The 16,282-nt window shown below is 65.7% G+C and carries 14 protein-coding genes and 1 pseudogene; 4 read left to right on the plus strand and 11 right to left on the minus strand.

Going from position 1 to position 16,282, the window contains the following annotated elements; translation table 11 throughout:
- The first annotated feature begins 205 nt into the window (after positions 1-205).
- The 4 genes from purM (at position 206) to E8F12_RS20205 (ending at position 3,098) form a co-directional block, all read left to right on the plus strand.
- Positions 206-1,264: a phosphoribosylformylglycinamidine cyclo-ligase gene (gene purM, locus E8F12_RS20190; protein WP_280287938.1), complete on the plus strand. Its 1,059-nt coding sequence runs from the start codon at positions 206-208 to the stop codon at positions 1,262-1,264.
- On the plus strand, positions 1,264-1,914 hold the full coding sequence (gene purN / locus E8F12_RS20195; RefSeq protein ID WP_280326964.1) for a phosphoribosylglycinamide formyltransferase: 651 nt from the start codon (positions 1,264-1,266) through the stop codon (positions 1,912-1,914). Before purM ends, purN begins: the two co-directional genes overlap by 1 nt.
- Positions 1,915-1,925: 11 nt before the next feature.
- Positions 1,926-2,642 (plus strand): DUF3108 domain-containing protein, encoded by a 717-nt coding sequence (locus tag E8F12_RS20200; protein ID WP_280326965.1) that lies wholly within the window; start codon positions 1,926-1,928, stop codon positions 2,640-2,642.
- A gap of 180 nt (positions 2,643-2,822) precedes the next feature.
- Positions 2,823-3,098, plus strand: coding sequence for a Rho-binding antiterminator (locus tag E8F12_RS20205; RefSeq protein WP_280326966.1), 276 nt, complete (start codon positions 2,823-2,825; stop codon positions 3,096-3,098).
- 198 nt (positions 3,099-3,296) lie between these two features.
- On the opposite strand, the gene E8F12_RS20210 is transcribed toward E8F12_RS20205, so the two are convergent.
- The 11 genes and pseudogenes from E8F12_RS20210 to E8F12_RS20260 form a co-directional block, all read right to left on the minus strand.
- Entirely contained in the window at positions 3,297-3,836 is a 540-nt protein-coding gene (locus E8F12_RS20210) for a DUF2058 domain-containing protein (protein ID WP_280326967.1), read from the minus strand.
- Between the two features lie 21 nt (positions 3,837-3,857).
- Positions 3,858-4,688 carry a nucleoside triphosphate pyrophosphohydrolase gene (gene mazG, locus E8F12_RS20215; protein ID WP_280326968.1) on the minus strand — a complete coding sequence of 277 codons (831 nt, stop codon included), beginning with the start codon at positions 4,686-4,688 and terminating at the stop codon, positions 3,858-3,860.
- An 83-nt stretch (positions 4,689-4,771) separates the two neighbouring features.
- Positions 4,772-7,018, minus strand: a complete 2,247-nt coding sequence (relA, locus tag E8F12_RS20220; RefSeq protein WP_280326969.1) for a GTP diphosphokinase — start codon at positions 7,016-7,018, stop codon at positions 4,772-4,774.
- Positions 7,019-7,101: 83 nt separating this feature from the next.
- Positions 7,102-8,454 (minus strand): 23S rRNA (uracil(1939)-C(5))-methyltransferase RlmD, encoded by a 1,353-nt coding sequence (gene rlmD, locus E8F12_RS20225; protein ID WP_280326970.1) that lies wholly within the window; start codon positions 8,452-8,454, stop codon positions 7,102-7,104.
- A complete protein-coding gene (gene cysM, locus E8F12_RS20230) occupies positions 8,441-9,352 on the minus strand; it encodes a cysteine synthase CysM (protein WP_280326971.1) in 912 nt (303 codons plus the stop codon). The genes rlmD and cysM overlap by 14 nt, the downstream gene beginning before the upstream one ends.
- 166 nt (positions 9,353-9,518) lie before the next feature.
- Positions 9,519-9,857: a DUF3325 domain-containing protein gene (locus tag E8F12_RS20235; RefSeq protein WP_280326972.1), complete on the minus strand. Its 339-nt coding sequence runs from the start codon at positions 9,855-9,857 to the stop codon at positions 9,519-9,521.
- Position 9,858: 1 nt separating this feature from the next.
- Positions 9,859-11,391 (minus strand): PepSY-associated TM helix domain-containing protein, encoded by a 1,533-nt coding sequence (locus E8F12_RS20240; protein WP_280326973.1) that lies wholly within the window; start codon positions 11,389-11,391, stop codon positions 9,859-9,861.
- Positions 11,388-11,693 (minus strand): iron transporter, encoded by a 306-nt coding sequence (locus E8F12_RS20245; RefSeq protein WP_280326974.1) that lies wholly within the window; start codon positions 11,691-11,693, stop codon positions 11,388-11,390. Before E8F12_RS20245 ends, E8F12_RS20240 begins: the two co-directional genes overlap by 4 nt.
- Positions 11,694-11,706: 13 nt before the next feature.
- Positions 11,707-13,964: pseudogene (locus E8F12_RS20250) on the minus strand (TonB-dependent siderophore receptor).
- Between the two features lie 189 nt (positions 13,965-14,153).
- Complete coding sequence (locus tag E8F12_RS20255; protein WP_280326975.1) at positions 14,154-15,506, minus strand: sensor histidine kinase; 1,353 nt, start codon at positions 15,504-15,506, stop codon at positions 14,154-14,156.
- Positions 15,503-16,216, minus strand: a complete 714-nt coding sequence (locus E8F12_RS20260; protein ID WP_280326976.1) for a response regulator transcription factor — start codon at positions 16,214-16,216, stop codon at positions 15,503-15,505. Before E8F12_RS20260 ends, E8F12_RS20255 begins: the two co-directional genes overlap by 4 nt.
- Positions 16,217-16,282 lie beyond the last annotated feature (66 nt).

Genomic DNA, 16,282 nt, shown 5'->3' on the forward strand with positions numbered 1-16,282 from the left:
GTGCAGCATAGGCCGCAATCGAAGGGCTATACCTTAAACAGCCGCCTGCCCCGGGGCAACGCATGCGGTTTTTCCAGCGTTTTCGCCAAGGCCGACCGCTGCCGATGGCCGCTGCCGGGCAAGCCTGATAAAATCGCGCGCCTTCGCAAACCGGCAGCCAGACTTGCCGGTCGATCCTCGAATTTCCCCCTATAGGCCTGGATTTATGAGCAAGCAACCCTCCCTGAGCTACAAGGACGCCGGTGTAGACATCGACGCTGGTGAAGCCCTGGTCGAACGCATCAAAGGCGTGGCCAAGCGCACCGCACGCCCGGAAGTGATGGGCGGCCTGGGCGGCTTCGGCGCCCTTTGCGAAATCCCGGCCGGCTACAAGCAGCCGGTACTGGTGTCCGGCACCGACGGCGTCGGCACCAAGCTGCGTCTGGCCCTGAACCTGAACAAACACGACAGCATCGGCCAGGACCTGGTCGCCATGTGCGTCAATGACCTGGTGGTCTGCGGCGCCGAACCGCTGTTCTTCCTCGACTACTACGCCACCGGCAAGCTCAACGTCGACGTGGCCGCCACCGTGGTCACCGGCATCGGCGCCGGCTGCGAACTGGCCGGCTGCTCCCTGGTGGGCGGTGAAACCGCTGAAATGCCCGGCATGTACGAAGGCGAAGACTACGACCTGGCCGGCTTCTGCGTCGGCGTGGTGGAAAAGGCCGAGATCATCGACGGCTCCAAGGTGAGCACTGGCGACACCCTGATCGCCCTGCCCTCCTCCGGCCCGCACTCCAACGGCTACTCGCTGATCCGCAAGATCATCGAAGTCAGCGGCGCCGACATCGAGCAGGTCCAGCTCGACGGCAAACCCCTGGCCGACCTGCTGATGGCGCCGACCCGCATCTACGTCAAGCCGCTGCTGCAGCTGATCAAGGAAACCGGTGCGGTGAAGGCTATGGCCCACATCACCGGCGGCGGCCTGCTGGATAACATCCCGCGCGTCCTGCCGGACAACGCACAAGCCGTGATCGACGTAGCCAGCTGGCAGCGTCCGGCGGTGTTCGACTGGCTGCAGGAACAAGGCAACGTCGACGAGACCGAGATGCACCGCGTACTGAACTGTGGCGTCGGCATGGTCATTTGTGTAGCGCCGGAGCAGGCCGAAGCCTCGCTCAAGGTTCTGCGCGCCGCCGGCGAGCAACCCTGGGTCATCGGTAATATCGCCGCGGCCGCCGAAGGCGCACCGCGCGTCGTGCTGAACAACCTGAAAAACCACTGATGGTCGCACGCTGTGATGTGGTGGTGCTGATCTCCGGCTCCGGCAGCAACCTCCAGGCGCTGATCGACAGCATCACCGGTGACGACCATCCGGCACGCATCCGCGCGGTGATTTCCAACCGCGCCGATGCCTATGGCCTGGAACGGGCCAGGAAGGCCGGCATCGACACTCGGGTGCTCGATCACAAGGCCTACGCCGACCGTGAAGCCTTCGACGGCGCGCTGATCGAGGCCATCGATGGTTTCTCCCCACACCTCGTGGTGCTGGCGGGATTCATGCGCATCCTCACGCCGGGCTTCGTGCGCCACTATCAGGGGCGCCTGCTGAACATTCACCCGTCGCTGTTGCCCAAGTACAAGGGTTTGCATACCCACCAGCGCGCGCTGGAAGCCGGCGATACGGAACATGGCTGCAGCGTGCACTTCGTCACCGAGGAACTCGATGGCGGCCCACTGGTGGTGCAGGCCCTGATCCCGGTAAAGTCGCACGACACGCCGGAAAGCCTGGCCCAGCGGGTTCATGTGCAGGAACACCATATCTACCCGTTGGCCATGCGCTGGTTTGCCGAGGGCAGACTGCGCCTGGGCCCGAACGGCGCCGAACTGGATGGACAAGCGTTGCCCCCCTGCGGGCAACAACTGCATAACTAGGAGATTCGCCAATGCGTCGCGCCTTGCTGTTGCTCCTCGCCGCCTTCAGCCTGCCCGCCATGGCTGCGGAGCTGAAGCCCTTCTCGGCCAGCTACACCGCGGACTGGAAACAGTTGCCCGTCAGCGGGACCGCCGGCCGCAGCCTGAAACAGCTCGACAACGGCCGCTGGGAACTGGACTTCGAAGCGTCCATGCTGGTGGCCAGCCTGAGCGAAGTGAGCACCTTCCGCGTCGAGAGTAACGCCTTCCTGCCCCTGACCTACCGCTTCAGCCGCAGCGGCCTGGGCAAGAGCAAGCAGGTGGAATTCGACTTCGACTGGGCCCAGAAGCAGATCATCGGCACCGACCGCGGCAACCAGGTGCGCCTGCCGCTGAATCGTGGCCTGCAGGACAAGTCCACCTACCAGCTGGTGCTCCAGCATGACGTCGCCGACGGCAAGAAGAGCATGAGCTACCAGGTGATCGACGGCGACGAGATCGAGACCTACGACTTCCGCGTTCTGGGCGAAGAGCGCGTGCAAACCGAGGCCGGCCTGGTGGACGCGATCAAGGTCGAGCGCGTGCGTGACCCCACCCAGAGCAGCCGCAAGACCGTGCTCTGGTTCGCCAAGGACTGGGACTTCCTGCTGGTGCGCCTGCATCAGGTGGAGAAGGACGGCAAGGAGTACCAGATCATGCTCAAGGAGGGCGAGGTTGACGGCAAACAGGTGCAAGGTCTGCCGGAGTAATGCCTCCCCTACAAGAAACCGGGCCCAGCGCCCGGTTTTTTTACCTGCGTGATTCCGGGCCGAACATTAGTCGGGCCCCGGCCGTCAGAAACAGGTCGATACTTGAAAGAAACGCAAGTCGCGACGGCGGGCCTATGCTGTCCAGTCAGAGCCTGCGCCCGCGCCGCGGAGGAAATCGCCATGACCGAGGAATACCTGCCGCTATCCTGCGACCTCTACGACTACATCGAGATCGCCTGCCTGCATCGCTACCAGTTGCATATCGAACTGGTCGGCGGCGGCCGCCTGGACGCTCGCGCCATGACCACACTGACGACCCGGGACAAGGAAGAGTTCCTTATCGTGCAGAACGAGGGCGGGCAGGAACGTCTGCGCCTGGACCAGATCATCGCCATCACGCCGCTGACCGAAGGGGCGAGTTTCGGGCGGGTGCTGCTGGGGAATCAGATCTGTTGAGCGCGGGGTGTTGGTAAGGCGCCCTCCCGGTCGTATCAGTGAATCCCCGCGCCTCCCTTCCCGGATTGCATCCGGGCTACCAGGCTGGGGGCGGCATTTCGACGTTTGCCGACAGGCGAATCAGAGAGCCCAAATCCGCTCGGCAATGAACCAAACCACCACGCCAAGAAAAAACCGGGCTTTCGCCCGGCTTCTTCATCACCACATCAGATCATCCGGCACCTTGTACGCCGCGTACGGATCGTCGGCATCCGGCTCCTCGGTCTGGATATTGAGCAGCACTATACGGCGCGGATCGCGCTCCTGAATGCGCAGCGCGGCGTCGCGCGGGATCACTTCGTAACCGCCGCCATGACGGACGATGGCCAGCGAGCCGCGGCTCAGCTTGTCGCGCAGCATGGCGTTGACGGCGATGCGCTTGACCTTCTTCTCGTCGACGAAGTTGTAGTAGTCGTCGGTGGTCAACTTGGGCAGGCGGGAGCTTTCGATCAGCTGCTTGACCTGCGCCGCCTTGGCCTTCTGCTCGGCCTTTTCCTGCTGCTGGCGGTTCAACTCCTGGTCGCGCGCTGCCTTCTCGGCCTGGGCCTGGAGGGCGGCTTGGCGCAGGGAGTCATCCTTCTCGACCTGGTTCTTCTTCTCCAGGCGTTGTTGCTTCTGCTGTTGCTTGCCGGCCTGCTTGGCCTGCTTTTCGTTCACCAGCCCGGCTTTCAGCAGCTGGTCGCGGAGGGAAAGGCTCATGTCGGGATTCAGTCTCTCGAGTTAACAGCCAAGGCTGAGTTTTTCCTGTTTCTTGGCTTCGCCCCACAGGGCATCCAGTTCTTCCAGGGTGCAATCTTCAATGGGACGCCCCGCCTCGCGCAATGCCTGCTCGATGAAACGGAAGCGTCGCTCGAACTTTCCATTGGCGCTGCGCAGGGCGGTTTCCGGGTCGAGCTTCAGGTGCCGCGCCAGATTGACCACCACGAACAGGAGGTCGCCCACCTCGTCGGCAATGGCCTGCGGGTCATTCTCGGACATGGCCTCCAGCACCTCGTCCAGCTCCTCGCGCAGCTTGTCGATCACCGGCAGCGCCTCGGGCCAGTCGAAGCCCACCTGGGCTGCACGCTTCTGCAGCTTGGCTGCGCGGCTCAGGGCCGGCAGCGCGGTGGGCACGTCGTCCAGCAACGACAGCTGCTCGGGCGCGGCGGCCTTCTCCGCTCGTTCCTCGGCCTTGATCTCTTCCCAGCGCTGCTTGATCGCCGCTTCCTCCAGCCTAGCCATGTCCGGCGCGCCATAGAGATCGCCATCGGGGAACACATGGGGATGGCGGCGGACCAGCTTGCGGGTGATGGCATCCACCACCCCGGCGAAATCGAAGCGCCCCTCCTCCTGGGCCAGCTGGGCGTAATAGACCACCTGGAACAGCAAGTCGCCGAGCTCGCCCGGCAGATGATCGAAGTCGCCGCGCTCGATGGCGTCGGCCACCTCGTAGGCTTCTTCGATAGTGTGCGGGACTATGCTCGCGTAGTCCTGCTTCAAGTCCCAGGGGCAGCCGTACTGCGGGTCGCGCAGCCGGGCCATGAGATGCAGCAGGTCGTTCAGTTGGTACATGGCAGGTCCGTGGTCATTTCCTGAAGCCCGGTTGGTGGGCTGAAGCCCACCCTACGCTTCCTGAGCGTCACGAGCGCAGTAGCTCAGGCGGCCCGGTTGCGGCGTGCTTCGATTATATTCGGCAACTGCGCGATCCGCGCGAGCAGCCGCCCCAGGGCGTCCAGGCCGGGAATCTCGATGGTCAGCAGCATGGAGGCGGTGTTGTCTTCCTTGTTGGAGCGGGTGTTGACCGCCAATACGTTGATGCGCTCGTTGAGCAAGACCTGGGACACGTCGCGCAGCAGGCCGGAACGGTCGTAGGCGCGGATCACGATGTCCACCGGGTAGGTCTGCACCGGTGCCGGTCCCCAGCTGACCTGGATCATCCGCTCGGGCTCGCGGCCGGCCAGTTGCAGGGCCGAGGCGCAGTCCTGGCGGTGGATGCTGACGCCACGACCAAGGGTGATGTAGCCGACGATCGGGTCGCCCGGTAGCGGCTGACAGCAGCCGGCCATCTGCGTCAGCAGGTTGCCCACGCCCTGGATCTGCACGTCGCCGCGCTTGCCCGGCTTGTGGTGCGAGATCCGCCGCGGAATCAGCTCCAGCTGCTCGCTGGCGCCCCGCTCCGGTTCCACCAGGGCCTGGGCGCAATTGACCACATGGGCCAGGCGCAGGTCGCCGGCGCCCAGCGCCGCGTGCATGTCCTCGGCCGAACGCAGGTTGCACTTCTCGGCCAGCTTCTCGAAGTCCACCGGCGGCAGTGCCAGGCGCGACAGCTCGCGCTCGAGCATGGCCTTGCCGGCGGCGACGTTCTGGTCGCGGGCCTGCAGCTTGAACCAGTGGACGATCTTCGCCCGCGCCCGCGAGGTGGTGATGTAGCCCAGGTTGGGGTTGAGCCAGTCGCGGCTGGGCGAGCCCTGCTTGCCGGTGATGATTTCCACCTGCTCGCCGGTCTGCAGGCTGTAGTTCAGCGGCACGATGCGGCCGTTGATCTTGGCGCCGCGGCAGTTGTGGCCGATCTCGGTGTGCACCCGGTAGGCGAAGTCGAGCGGCGTGGCCCCCTTGGGCAGGTCGATGGCATGGCCGTCGGGCGTGAAGACGTAGACCCGGTCCGGCTCGATATCCACCCGCAGTTGCTCGGCCAGGCCGCCGATGTCGCCCAGTTCCTCGTGCCATTCGAGCACCTGGCGCAGCCAGGCGATCTTTTCTTCGTAGTGGTCGGAGCGCGACTTGACGTCGGTGCCCTTGTAGCGCCAGTGGGCGCAGACCCCCAGCTCGGCCTCCTCGTGCATGGCGTGGGTGCGGATCTGCACCTCCAGCACCTTGCCGTCCGGGCCGATCACCGCGGTGTGCAGCGAGCGGTAGCCGTTCTCCTTGGGGTTGGCGACGTAGTCGTCGAATTCCTTGGGAATGTGCCGCCAGAGGGTGTGCACGATGCCAAGTGCGGTGTAGCAATCGCGCACCTCCGGCACCAGCACGCGTACGGCGCGCACGTCGTAGATCTGGCTGAACTGCAGGCCCTTGCGCTGCATCTTCCGCCAGATCGAGTAGATGTGCTTGGCACGGCCGCTGATGTCGGCCTTGATGCCGGTGGCGGCCAGTTCCTCGCGCAGCTGCTTCATCACGTCGGCGATGTACTGCTCGCGGTCCAGGCGGCGCTCGTGGAGCAGCTTGGCGATCTGCTTGTACTGATCGGGTTCCAGGTAGCGGAAGGACAGGTCCTCCAGCTCCCACTTGATATGGCCGATGCCGAGGCGATGGGCCAGGGGCGCATAGATGTCGAAGACTTCGCGGGCGACGCGGTGGCGCTTCTCCTCGTCGGCGTTCTTCACTTCACGGATGGCGCAGGTACGCTCGGCCAGCTTGATCAGGGCCACGCGCACGTCGTCGACCATGGCCACCAGCATCTTGCGCAGGTTCTCCACCTGCGCCTGGGTGCCGAGCACCATAGACTGCCGGGGGTTGAGGCTGGCGCTGATGGCGGCCATGCGCAGCACGCCTTCGATCAGCTTGGCCACGACCGGGCCGAAGCGCTGCTGTACGTCCTGCAGCTGGATCTTGCCCTCGCGCACGCCACGGTAGATCACCGCGGCCACCAGGGACTCCTGGTCCAGCTTGAGGTCCGCCAGTATCTCGGCGATCTCCAGGCCGGTCTGGAAGCTGGAGTTACCCTCGGCCCAGCGGTTCTGCGCGGCTATGGCCTGCTGTTCGGCGTCGCGGGCGAACTCGCACGCCTCCTTGAGTACCGCGCGGTCGAGCACCGGGTCGAGGCTGATGACATGGTCCAGCCACGCCTCGAGGTTGATGCTGCCGTCCGTATTGACCGGCTGTTGCGCTCTCACCTGTACCATCTTGCCTACCTTCTCGACGACGTGAACCCTTCACGTCGAATTGTCGCCAGCCTCTGTCGTGCCGGTCGGATTACGCGGGCTTCCTAGCCCGCCTCGAATAACGCCATGGCCTCGACATGGGCCGTCTGAGGAAACATGTCGAGAATCCCGGCCTTCTTCAGCTGGTATCCCTGCTTGACCAGTTCGGCGCTGTCGCGCGCCAGGGTCGCTGGGTTGCAGGATACATAGACCACTCGTTGCGCACCGGTTGCAGCGATCTGCCGAACGGCTTCGAACGCGCCATCGCGTGGCGGATCGAGGAGCACCGCATCGAAGCCCTGCCCGACCCAGGCCGCGCCGGCCAGAGGACTCGACAGGTCGGCCTGGAAGAAGTGCACATTCTCCAGGCCGTTGGCGGCGGCATTGCCGCGCGCCCGTTCCACCATGGCCTCCACGCCTTCCACCGCCACCACCTCGCGCACCTGGCGCGCCAGCGGCAGGGCGAAATTACCGAGCCCGCAGAACAGGTCCAGCACCCGCTCGTCCGGCTGCGGCTTCATCCAGTCTAGCGCCTGCGCCACCATTGCCTCATTGACCGCCGCATTGACCTGCACGAAGTCGCCGGGACGGTATTCTAGCTCGAGGTTCCAGCGTTCCAGACGGTAGCCCAGACGTGCGTCGGGCGAGTCCGGCCGGGGCTCGCCGTCGCCGTGCAGCCAGAGCTGCGCCTGGTGCGCCGCACAGAATTCGCGCAGGCGATTCAGGTCGGCCTCGCCCAGCGCTTGGGTATGACGCAGCAGCAACGCCGAAGCGGTGCCATGGAACAGCTCGACATGCCCGATTGCCTGCGGCTTTGCCAGGCCACGCAGCAGCTCGGGCAACGCTCTCATCAAGCTTTGCAAGGGCTGTACCAGTACCTGGCAATCCTTGATGCCGACAATGGCCTGGCTGGAAGCCGCGCGGAATCCCACTTCCAGCTGGCGCGCCTTGGCATCCCAGCGCACGGCGATGCGGGCGCGGCGCCGATAACCGAATTCGGCCCCCACAAGTGGGGCTGCCCAGGCCTGCGGCTCGAGGTCGGCGAAACGCGCCAGCTGTTCGGCCAGGGTGCGCTGTTTCAGGGCGAGCTGCTCGGCATGGGGCAGGTGCTGCAGGGTGCAGCCGCCGCAGTGGCCGGCATGGGCGCAAGGCGGCACCAGGCGCAGCGGGCTGGGCACCAGCACCCGTTCGGTGCGGGCTTCCACCACTTGGCTGCGCGCGGCGAGCACGCGCGCCTCCACCTGCTCCTCCGGCAGGGCGCCGGCGACGAACCAGGTACGCCCTTCCACGAAGGCGATGCCGCGGCCGTCATGGGCCAGCCGCTCGATGGTGAGCCGCTGCTTCTTGCCCACCGGGATCTGAGTGGTCCGCGCTCCGCCGCTGGGCTGGAAGCGCAAGCCAGTGTTACGCCGGGACATTGGGGTCTTCGTAAATACCGGTAGAGAGGTATCGATCACCGCGATCGCAGATGATCGCCACCAGGGTGGCGTTCTCCACTTCGCGGGACAGACGCAGCATCGCCGCCACAGCGCCGCCGGACGACACGCCGCAGAAGATGCCCTCTTCACGGGCCAGGCGGCGCATGGTGTCCTCGGCCTCGCTCTGGGCCATGTCGATCACCCGGTCGACACGGTCGGCCTGGTAGATCTTCGGCAGGTATTCCTGGGGCCAGCGGCGGATGCCGGGAATCGCCGAGCCTTCCTGGGGTTGCAGGCCAACGATCTGGATCTTCTCGTTCTGCTCCTTGAGGTAGCGCGACACGCCCATGATGGTGCCGGTGGTACCCATGGAGCTGATGAAATGGGTGATGGTGCCCTGGGTCTGCTGCCAGATTTCCGGACCGGTGCCGACGTAGTGGGCCTCCGGGTTGTCGCCATTGGCGAACTGGTCCAGCACCTTGCCACGACCGCCGCGCTGCAGGCTTTCGGCCAGGTCGCGGGCCCCTTCCATGCCCTCTTCACGGCTCACCAGGATCAGCTCGGCGCCGTAGGCGGTCATGGCGGCCTTGCGTTCGGCGCTCATGTTGTCGGGCATGATCAGCATCATCTTGTAGCCCTTGATGGCGGCGGCCATGGCCAGGGCGATACCGGTATTGCCGGAAGTGGCTTCGATCAGGGTGTCGCCGGGCTTGATGTCGCCGCGCAGCTCGGCGCGGTTGATCATCGACAGGGCCGGGCGATCCTTGACCGAACCGGCCGGGTTGTTGCCTTCGAGCTTCACCAGGAGGGTGTTGCTGGTTTCGCCGGCCAGGCGCTGCAGACGAACCAGCGGGGTGTGGCCGATGCAATCGGCGATGGTGGGGTACTGCAGGGTCATGGCGGGCTTCGCAATCCAGACGCAGGGGGTGCATATGATAGCGGCAAACCGTGCGGCGCCATATCGCGCGAGCATTTCGGCTTATGGCGTGCAGCTATATATAAATAGCTGGATGGCATGAACCCGGATCTGCATGCGCTCGCCTGACCCGCAGGCCGCTGCCCGGCTAAACGCCCGACGCCACTATCAGGATGACCAGGGGCGCCAAGCCCAGGGGCAAATACACCGCCAGGAGCGGCCGATAGGGCAGCAACAGCACCAGTCCGAAGCCCGCCAGCGACATCAGGCCGAACCAGCCCACCGGCCCCATGGCCCAACCCCAGGCGGCGACACAGGCGGCCAGGCTGGCGCCCAATGCCAGCCAGCCACCGCTTCGCAACGCACGGCGCAGGCTGGGTGCCGGGAGGCGCTGCCAAACCTGTTTATAGTGACGCTCCAGCCCCAGGCAGAGCGCCAGCATTCCCCCGTAGGCCAGCACCAGGCCGGCGAGAAAGGCAGCCGCCATTTCAGTTCGCCTCCAGCAGTTCGGAAGAAGCCTTGAGCGAGGCCCTGGCCGGCGTCGGGCGGTCGCTGCGCCAGGCGGTCCAGCCCAGCGCCAGGGCCATGGCCACCGAGGTCAGCTCCAGCAGCACACGGGTCGTGTCGTTCCAGGGTTGTTCCAGGCTCAGGGCACTGAGCAACGGCAAGGCCGCGCAGAGTGCAGCCGCCGACCAGAGCTGCTCGCGCCAGGCCCGGCGCCAGGGCCGCAGCCAGGCATGGAGCAGGCTGAGCGCCCAGACCAGGAAGAACAGCCGCACCTCCCAGGCGCGACGCTGGGCCAACTCCGCCGGCAACAGACGATTGCCCCAGAGATAGGCCACGGCCGCCAGCACCAGGCCGGCGATCACCGCGACATTGGCACGCTCGGCGAAACGATAGGTGGCCGCCGCCACGGCGCCTTCAGCCTCGGGCCGTCGACGCCGTTTGACGGTGAACAGCAGCAGGCCGGTAGCGATCATCGCGCAACTGGCCAGACCGCAGAGGAAGTAGAGCCAGCGCATCGGATATCCGCCAAACTGGGCGAAATGGAGTCCGGCCATCACCCGCTGGGTGAGCTGGCTGGCACGCATCTGCGGCGGACCTTCCAGCATCTCGCCGGTGACGCCATGGAACACCATGTTCTGCCCCTTGGTCAGGGCGATGCGGTTGCCCAGCACCCGCCGCACCTCGATGCGCGCGTCGCTGCGCCCCGGGTTGTGGATAACCAGCCCGCCCACCGGCCCCATCTGCCGTTGTGCCTCGGCCAGGATCGGCGCCATGGCCACCAACGGCGCCGCCGTGGCCGCGACAGGGGCTCGGCGTTCCTCGGCATGGCCGTGCTGGGCCTCGGCGTAAGCGCGGAAGTCGCCATCGAACAGGGCATTCAGGGCGGCGGGCATATAGATGAGGAAGAAGATCACCAGCCCGGTGTAGCTGATCATCAGGTGGAAGGGCAGCAGCAGCACCGCGCTGGCATTGTGGGCGTCCAGCCAGGAACGCTGGCCCTTGCCGGGCCGGAAGGTGAAGAACTCCTTGAAGATCTTCTTGTGGATCACGATGCCGGAGACCAGCGCCGCCAGTATCGCCATGGCGGCCAGTCCCACCACCCAGATGCCGATGTCGCGCGGCAGGTCGAGGGTGAAGTGGAAGCGGAAGAAGAACAGCCCGCCGGCCGTATCGCGCACCTCCAGGGGTTCGCCGCTGGCCGGGTCGAGGTGCTGGCCACCACCATGGCGCCGGTCGCCGGTGGACACCACCAGCTCCGGCGAGCGATCGGTGGGCAGGCTGATGCTCCAGGGCTGCTCGCCGGCCTTGTGCTCGCCGAGCCAGGCCAGCGCGTGTTCGACGGCCTGGGCCTGGGGGACATCGCGCACCGGGACTTCCGGGCGCATCCAGCGATCGATTTCCTGGTCGAACACCGCCAGGGTGCCGGTGAGGAAGATGGCGAACAGCAACCAGCCGAACAACAGCCCACCCCAGGTGTGCAGCCAGGCCATGGATTGGGTGAAGGTCTTTTTCATATCAGCACCTCCAGCAGTTGCGGCCAGAAGCCGATGGCCGCCAGCGGCAGCGCCAGGGCGGCCGGCAGCCAGGCCCACCAGGCGCTGCGCGCGGCGAAGGCCCAGAGAATGGCGAGGGTGAACAGGGCGAAGGACGGCAAGGTGGCCACTATCACCGCATCCGCCCTGCCCAGTGGCAACAGCCGGGCCAGGGCGGCGGTGAAGGCATAGCTGAACAGATAGCCGCCGAGCAGGGCGGCGGCGCTGCGGGACAGCACCGCCAGCCAGGCTGGCGCGGCCCAGGCGAACAACCTGGCGATCATGGGCTCCCCCACGTCAGAAGGTGGTGGTGAGGGAGGCGAAGTACGCGCGCCCCGGTTCGTTGTAGGTCATGGCGCCGGCGTCACTGGCATTGCCCTCGCGGAAAATGCGCTTGTCGAACAGGTTGTTCACGCCCGCCCGCACACTGAAGTTCTTATTGAAGGCGTAGCCGGCACTGACCCCCACCAGGGAGTAAGGATCCACGTCCTTGTTGGCGCTGGCGTCGAACGGCCGATCGGTTCGCAGGTTCAGCTTGGGCGCCTCCTGCTTGCCGTAATGGGTCGCATTGACCTGGAAGGACAACTGCGGGGTGGCGTACCAGTCCAGCGCGGTGTTGAGGGTGTACTCGGGGATGACGCTCAGTGGTTCGCCTGTATCGCGGTCCTCGGACTCGATCATGTAGGTAAAGTTGGTGTTCCAGTCCACGTTCGGCGCCAGTGCGACGAAGAGGTTGCCCTCGACCCCCTCGACCACCGCCTTGCCGGCGTTTTCCCACTGCTGCACGCGGCGGCCGTTGGAGAGTCGGAAGGCGAAGTCGTTGCTGCCGATGATCTTGTTCTTGTAGTCGTTGCGGAAGTAGGTGGCGCTGGTGCGCCAGGTGCCCTTGTCCAGCGCCAGGCCGATTTCCTTGTTGATGCTGGTTTCCGGTTCCAGATCCGGGTTGCCCACCAGGTAGCAGCCGCCGCTGTTGGCTTCGTTGGCGTTGCAGCCATTGCCACGGCTGAAAAGCAGGTAGTTGGGGTTGGACTGGTACAGGTTGGGCGTCTTGTAGGCGCGGGCAATACCGCCTTTGAGCGTCAGCTCGTCGGTCAGCTGGTGCGACGCGTTCAGGCTGGGGCTCCAGTTGGGGCCGAAGTCCTGGTGATTGTCGTAGCGCAGGCCGGGGGTGACTATGGTGTCCGGCCCCAGCTCGATGTTGTCTTCGGCGTAGAAGGCGTAGCTGTGGGCCGAGGTCTTGGTGTTGCTGCGCTCGAAGCCCGGCAGGGCCGGTACGCCGCCGGTACCCGGGTCGAAGCTCTGGGAACGCAGTGAACCCGGATCGTTGAGGGACTCGTAGAGGTATTCGGTGCCAAGGGTCAGCACCTGCTCGAAGCCGGCGCTCAGCGGCAGGTTCACCTCGGCGCTGGCGCGGGTGTTGCGCAGGCGCGACATGAAGCTGCCGGAGCCTTCGGACGGCGCACCCTCGGTGGAACCGGCCAGGCCTTCGTTGAGGCGCCAGTTGCGGGTGTAGTCATAGCCCAGGCTGGCCTTGCTGGTGCCCCACTCGAAGTCGCCGTTGTGGGTGATGGAATAGGCGCTGCGCTGGATGACGTTGGTTTCCGAACCCACCAGGCTGTCGACGAAGGCCCCGCCGTTGTTGAGCATGGTGTCGCCGGCGAAGATGTTGCCCTGGCGACTGTAGCTGGCGTCGAGGTCCAGACTCTGCTCGGGGGTCAGCTGCCAGCTGAGCATGCCGCTGACGTCCTTGTTACGCACGCCCTCGCGGCCGGCGACGAAGGAGTCCGGGGTTGCCTGGTGACTGGCGTTGATATCGGCGTCATCGGCGTCGGTCTTGCTCAGGCCGCCGTAGACGCGGAAGGACAGCTGCTCGGTGAGCGGGCCGCTGAGGCTGAAGTTGGTGCGCTTGCTCATGCCCTCGGCGTCGTCCTCGGGCAACGAGGTGAAGGCCGTGACCGAACCGCGCAGATCCTTGGTCGGTCGCTTGGTGATGATGTTCACCACGCCGCCCATGGCGCCGGAGCCGTATCGGGCCGCTGCCGGGCCACGGAGGATTTCGATGCGCTCGACTTCCTCGGCCGGCACCCAGTTGGTTTCGCCACGGGTATCGCGGTCGCCATTCCAGCCGTAACGCACGGCGTTGCGCGAGGTAGACGGCTTGCCGTCGATGAGGATCAGGGTGTTCTCCGGGCCCATGCCGCGCAGGTCGATCTGGCGGTTGTTGCCACGGTTGCCACTGGTGCTGTTGCCGGTCAGGTTGACCCCCGGCTCGCGGCGAATGATCTCGGATAGGTCGTTGGCCGGCGGACGCTTCTTGATGTCGTCGGCGGTGATGATGGACACGCCCGGCGCCTGCTTCAGCTCCTCTTCGGCTGTGCCGAGCACGCGAGTCTCTTCCAGTTCCATGGCCTGCTTGCTGCCGGCGACCGGCAAGTCGGTGGCCTCCACCGGTACTTCGTCGCCCTCGATTTCCAGAGTGGCTGCGAAACCTGCGCCGGGGCGGACATCGCCAGCAGGGCCAAGGTCAGGTGGCTGAATTTGAAACGCGGTTGCATGTCCCATCTCCTTCATGCGGATGAACCCGGACCGAAGGACGTGGCACAGCGAGGACTGGCAGCACTCGGGGCATATGGATCAGGACATGGCTCGGCGCCCTGCCAGGCCGGAACTTGCCGGCCAGCCCCGTTATCGGCACGGGAAGTGGCGGCAAATGCTATTCATTCCTATTTGATAGTAAATCCAATTTACAAACTATACATTTGCAGCCGCAGGTTCATCCGCAGGCCGCCGTCGCGGTTCTCCGCCCAGAGCTCGCCACCCTGCAGGCGTACCATGCTGCGGGCGATGGTCAGGCCGAGGCCGAAGCCGTCACCGCCGGGACGTTCGACAGCCAGGCGAGTGAACGGCATGAAGATGGTCTCCAACTGGCTTTCGGCCACCCCCGGTCCCTCGTCATCCACCCAGAGATGCCAGCAGCCCTGTTCGCGCCGTCCGCCCAGCCGGACCCGGCCGCCCTCAGGGGAATGGCGGATGGCATTGCGCAGGATGTTTTCCAGGGCCTGGGCCAGACCGTTGAGGTGGCCGCGCACTCGGCAGTCCGGCCCCAATTCGCAGGGCATGCGCGCGATGTCCCAGCCGGTCTCGAAGGAGGCGTTCTCCCGCAACACCTCCCAGAGGGACGCCACCGCCACCTCCTCCAGGGGCAGGCGCGGGCGGTCAGTATCCAGCCAGACCAGTTCGAGGGTGTCGTTGACCAGGCTTTCCATGCTGCGGACCTCGCGCTCCAGGCGCTGGCGCAGTGCCTCCAGGTCCGCGGCGCCCTCGCCGGCGACCCGTAGGCGGCTCAAGGGCGTGCGCAATTCATGGGACAGGTCGCGCAGCAGCTGGCGCTGGTAGGCAACCGTGTTTTCCAGGCGGCCGGCCATATGGTCGAAGGCCCGCCCCAGTTCGCCCAGCTCATCCTTCCGCTGGCTGACCACCGGCGCCACCCGCGTTCCCAGGCGATCACCACGCAGGGCGTTGGCCTGTTCGCGCAGGTGCGCCAACGGCGAAATGAGCAGACGGTAGAGCAGGACACAAAGCAGCAATGCGAGGGCTCCCGGCACCACCCCATGGATCAGCAGCGGCCAGGCCATGCCGAAACCGCTCGGCAGATAGCGCTCGGGCAGTTCGATCACCAGCTGGCCGGCTTCCGGATTGCCGGGAAAGGGCAGGCTGACATGCGGCAGGCCATCCTGGCGCTTGCTCATGGGCCAGTCGAGGCGCCGCATGAAGGTCAGGCGAGCGCGCTCTTCCGGGGTCAGCGGGCGACTGCCGAGCGGCTGCAGGTCGCTGCCGATTACCGCCACCCAGCTGGTCTCGCGACTCGCCATGTCGGCAATCCAGGCATCCACCCCGGCGGCGCCACCGCGCATCCAGGCCACTTCCGCCTCATGGGCGTAAGCGCTCAGCTGCTCGCGGGCATCCTGGGTCAGGCGGTAGCTGCGCAGCTCCACATAGTTGCCCCAGGAGCGGCTGAGCCAGAGCACCAGAAGGCAGAAGGCGACGAGCAGGACCGCCAGTTTCCAGAAGAGCGAGTGACGCCCGGGCAGTTTCATGGCTGCTGGCGGGTCAGCAGGTAGCCCTTGCCCCACACCGTTTCCAGGCGGCCGGCGGTGTACCCCACGGCCTGCAATTTGCGGCGGATGTGACTGACATGCATATCGAGCACCCGGTCATGCTGGGAGAAGGCGCGGTGCAGCACCTGCTGGTAGAGGAAGGGTTTGCTGAGCACCTCTTCGGCATTGCGCGACAGCAGCTCGAACAGTCGGCACTCGGTCGGCGTGAGCCCCGCCCATTGCTCGCCCAGACGCACATCGTTGCGGCCCTCGACGAACTCCAGCTGCGGGTCCTGGGGTCGCTCCGCCTGCACCTCGTCCCTCTCATAGGCCACGCGGCGCAGCACAGCTTCGATACGCACTTCCATCTCGCCCATGCTGAAAGGCTTGGGCAGGTAGTCGTCGGCACCCTGGCTGAAGCCGGCGATACGGTCCTGCTCGGCGCCCAGGGCGGACATGAGGATCACCGGCAACTTGCGCTCGCGGCGCAGGCTGGCGAGCACGTCCAGGCCATTGCGGCCGGGCAGCAGGATGTCCATCAGGATCAGGTCGAAATCCTCCTCGCGGGCCAGCGCCAGGCCCTCCTCGCCGTCTTGCCGCAGGGTGACGTCAAAGCCCTTGTTCCGCAGGTGGTCATGCAGGTGGGCGGCCAGCAGCGGGTCGTTCTCGATGGCCAGGATGCGGGCGGGAGCGCGATGGAAACCTTGCATGGGACATACCTGCAAATAGGAACTATTTCGTTATGCGCTGCAATTCTACAAAACTGCCTGAGGATT

The organism is Pseudomonas sp. BN102 (genome assembly GCF_029871245.1).
Lineage (GTDB): Bacteria > Pseudomonadota > Gammaproteobacteria > Pseudomonadales > Pseudomonadaceae > Metapseudomonas.

What these genes read in the sequence shown, in the direction of transcription:
- mazG (WP_280326968.1), bottom strand. Translation starts at nt 4,688, where the DNA reads ATGTACCAACTGAACGACCTGCTGCATCTCATGGCCCGGCTGCGCGAC.
- purN (WP_280326964.1), top strand. Translation starts at nt 1,264, where the DNA reads ATGGTCGCACGCTGTGATGTGGTGGTGCTGATCTCCGGCTCCGGCAGC.
- cysM (WP_280326971.1), bottom strand. Translation starts at nt 9,352, where the DNA reads ATGACCCTGCAGTACCCCACCATCGCCGATTGCATCGGCCACACCCCG.
- E8F12_RS20200 (WP_280326965.1), top strand. Translation starts at nt 1,926, where the DNA reads ATGCGTCGCGCCTTGCTGTTGCTCCTCGCCGCCTTCAGCCTGCCCGCC.
- rlmD (WP_280326970.1), bottom strand. Translation starts at nt 8,454, where the DNA reads ATGTCCCGGCGTAACACTGGCTTGCGCTTCCAGCCCAGCGGCGGAGCG.
- E8F12_RS20205 (WP_280326966.1), top strand. Translation starts at nt 2,823, where the DNA reads ATGACCGAGGAATACCTGCCGCTATCCTGCGACCTCTACGACTACATC.
- E8F12_RS20240 (WP_280326973.1), bottom strand. Translation starts at nt 11,391, where the DNA reads ATGAAAAAGACCTTCACCCAATCCATGGCCTGGCTGCACACCTGGGGT.
- purM (WP_280287938.1), top strand. Translation starts at nt 206, where the DNA reads ATGAGCAAGCAACCCTCCCTGAGCTACAAGGACGCCGGTGTAGACATC.
- E8F12_RS20260 (WP_280326976.1), bottom strand. Translation starts at nt 16,216, where the DNA reads ATGCAAGGTTTCCATCGCGCTCCCGCCCGCATCCTGGCCATCGAGAAC.
- E8F12_RS20235 (WP_280326972.1), bottom strand. Translation starts at nt 9,857, where the DNA reads ATGGCGGCTGCCTTTCTCGCCGGCCTGGTGCTGGCCTACGGGGGAATG.
- E8F12_RS20210 (WP_280326967.1), bottom strand. Translation starts at nt 3,836, where the DNA reads ATGAGCCTTTCCCTCCGCGACCAGCTGCTGAAAGCCGGGCTGGTGAAC.
- relA (WP_280326969.1), bottom strand. Translation starts at nt 7,018, where the DNA reads ATGGTACAGGTGAGAGCGCAACAGCCGGTCAATACGGACGGCAGCATC.
- E8F12_RS20245 (WP_280326974.1), bottom strand. Translation starts at nt 11,693, where the DNA reads ATGATCGCCAGGTTGTTCGCCTGGGCCGCGCCAGCCTGGCTGGCGGTG.
- E8F12_RS20255 (WP_280326975.1), bottom strand. Translation starts at nt 15,506, where the DNA reads ATGAAACTGCCCGGGCGTCACTCGCTCTTCTGGAAACTGGCGGTCCTG.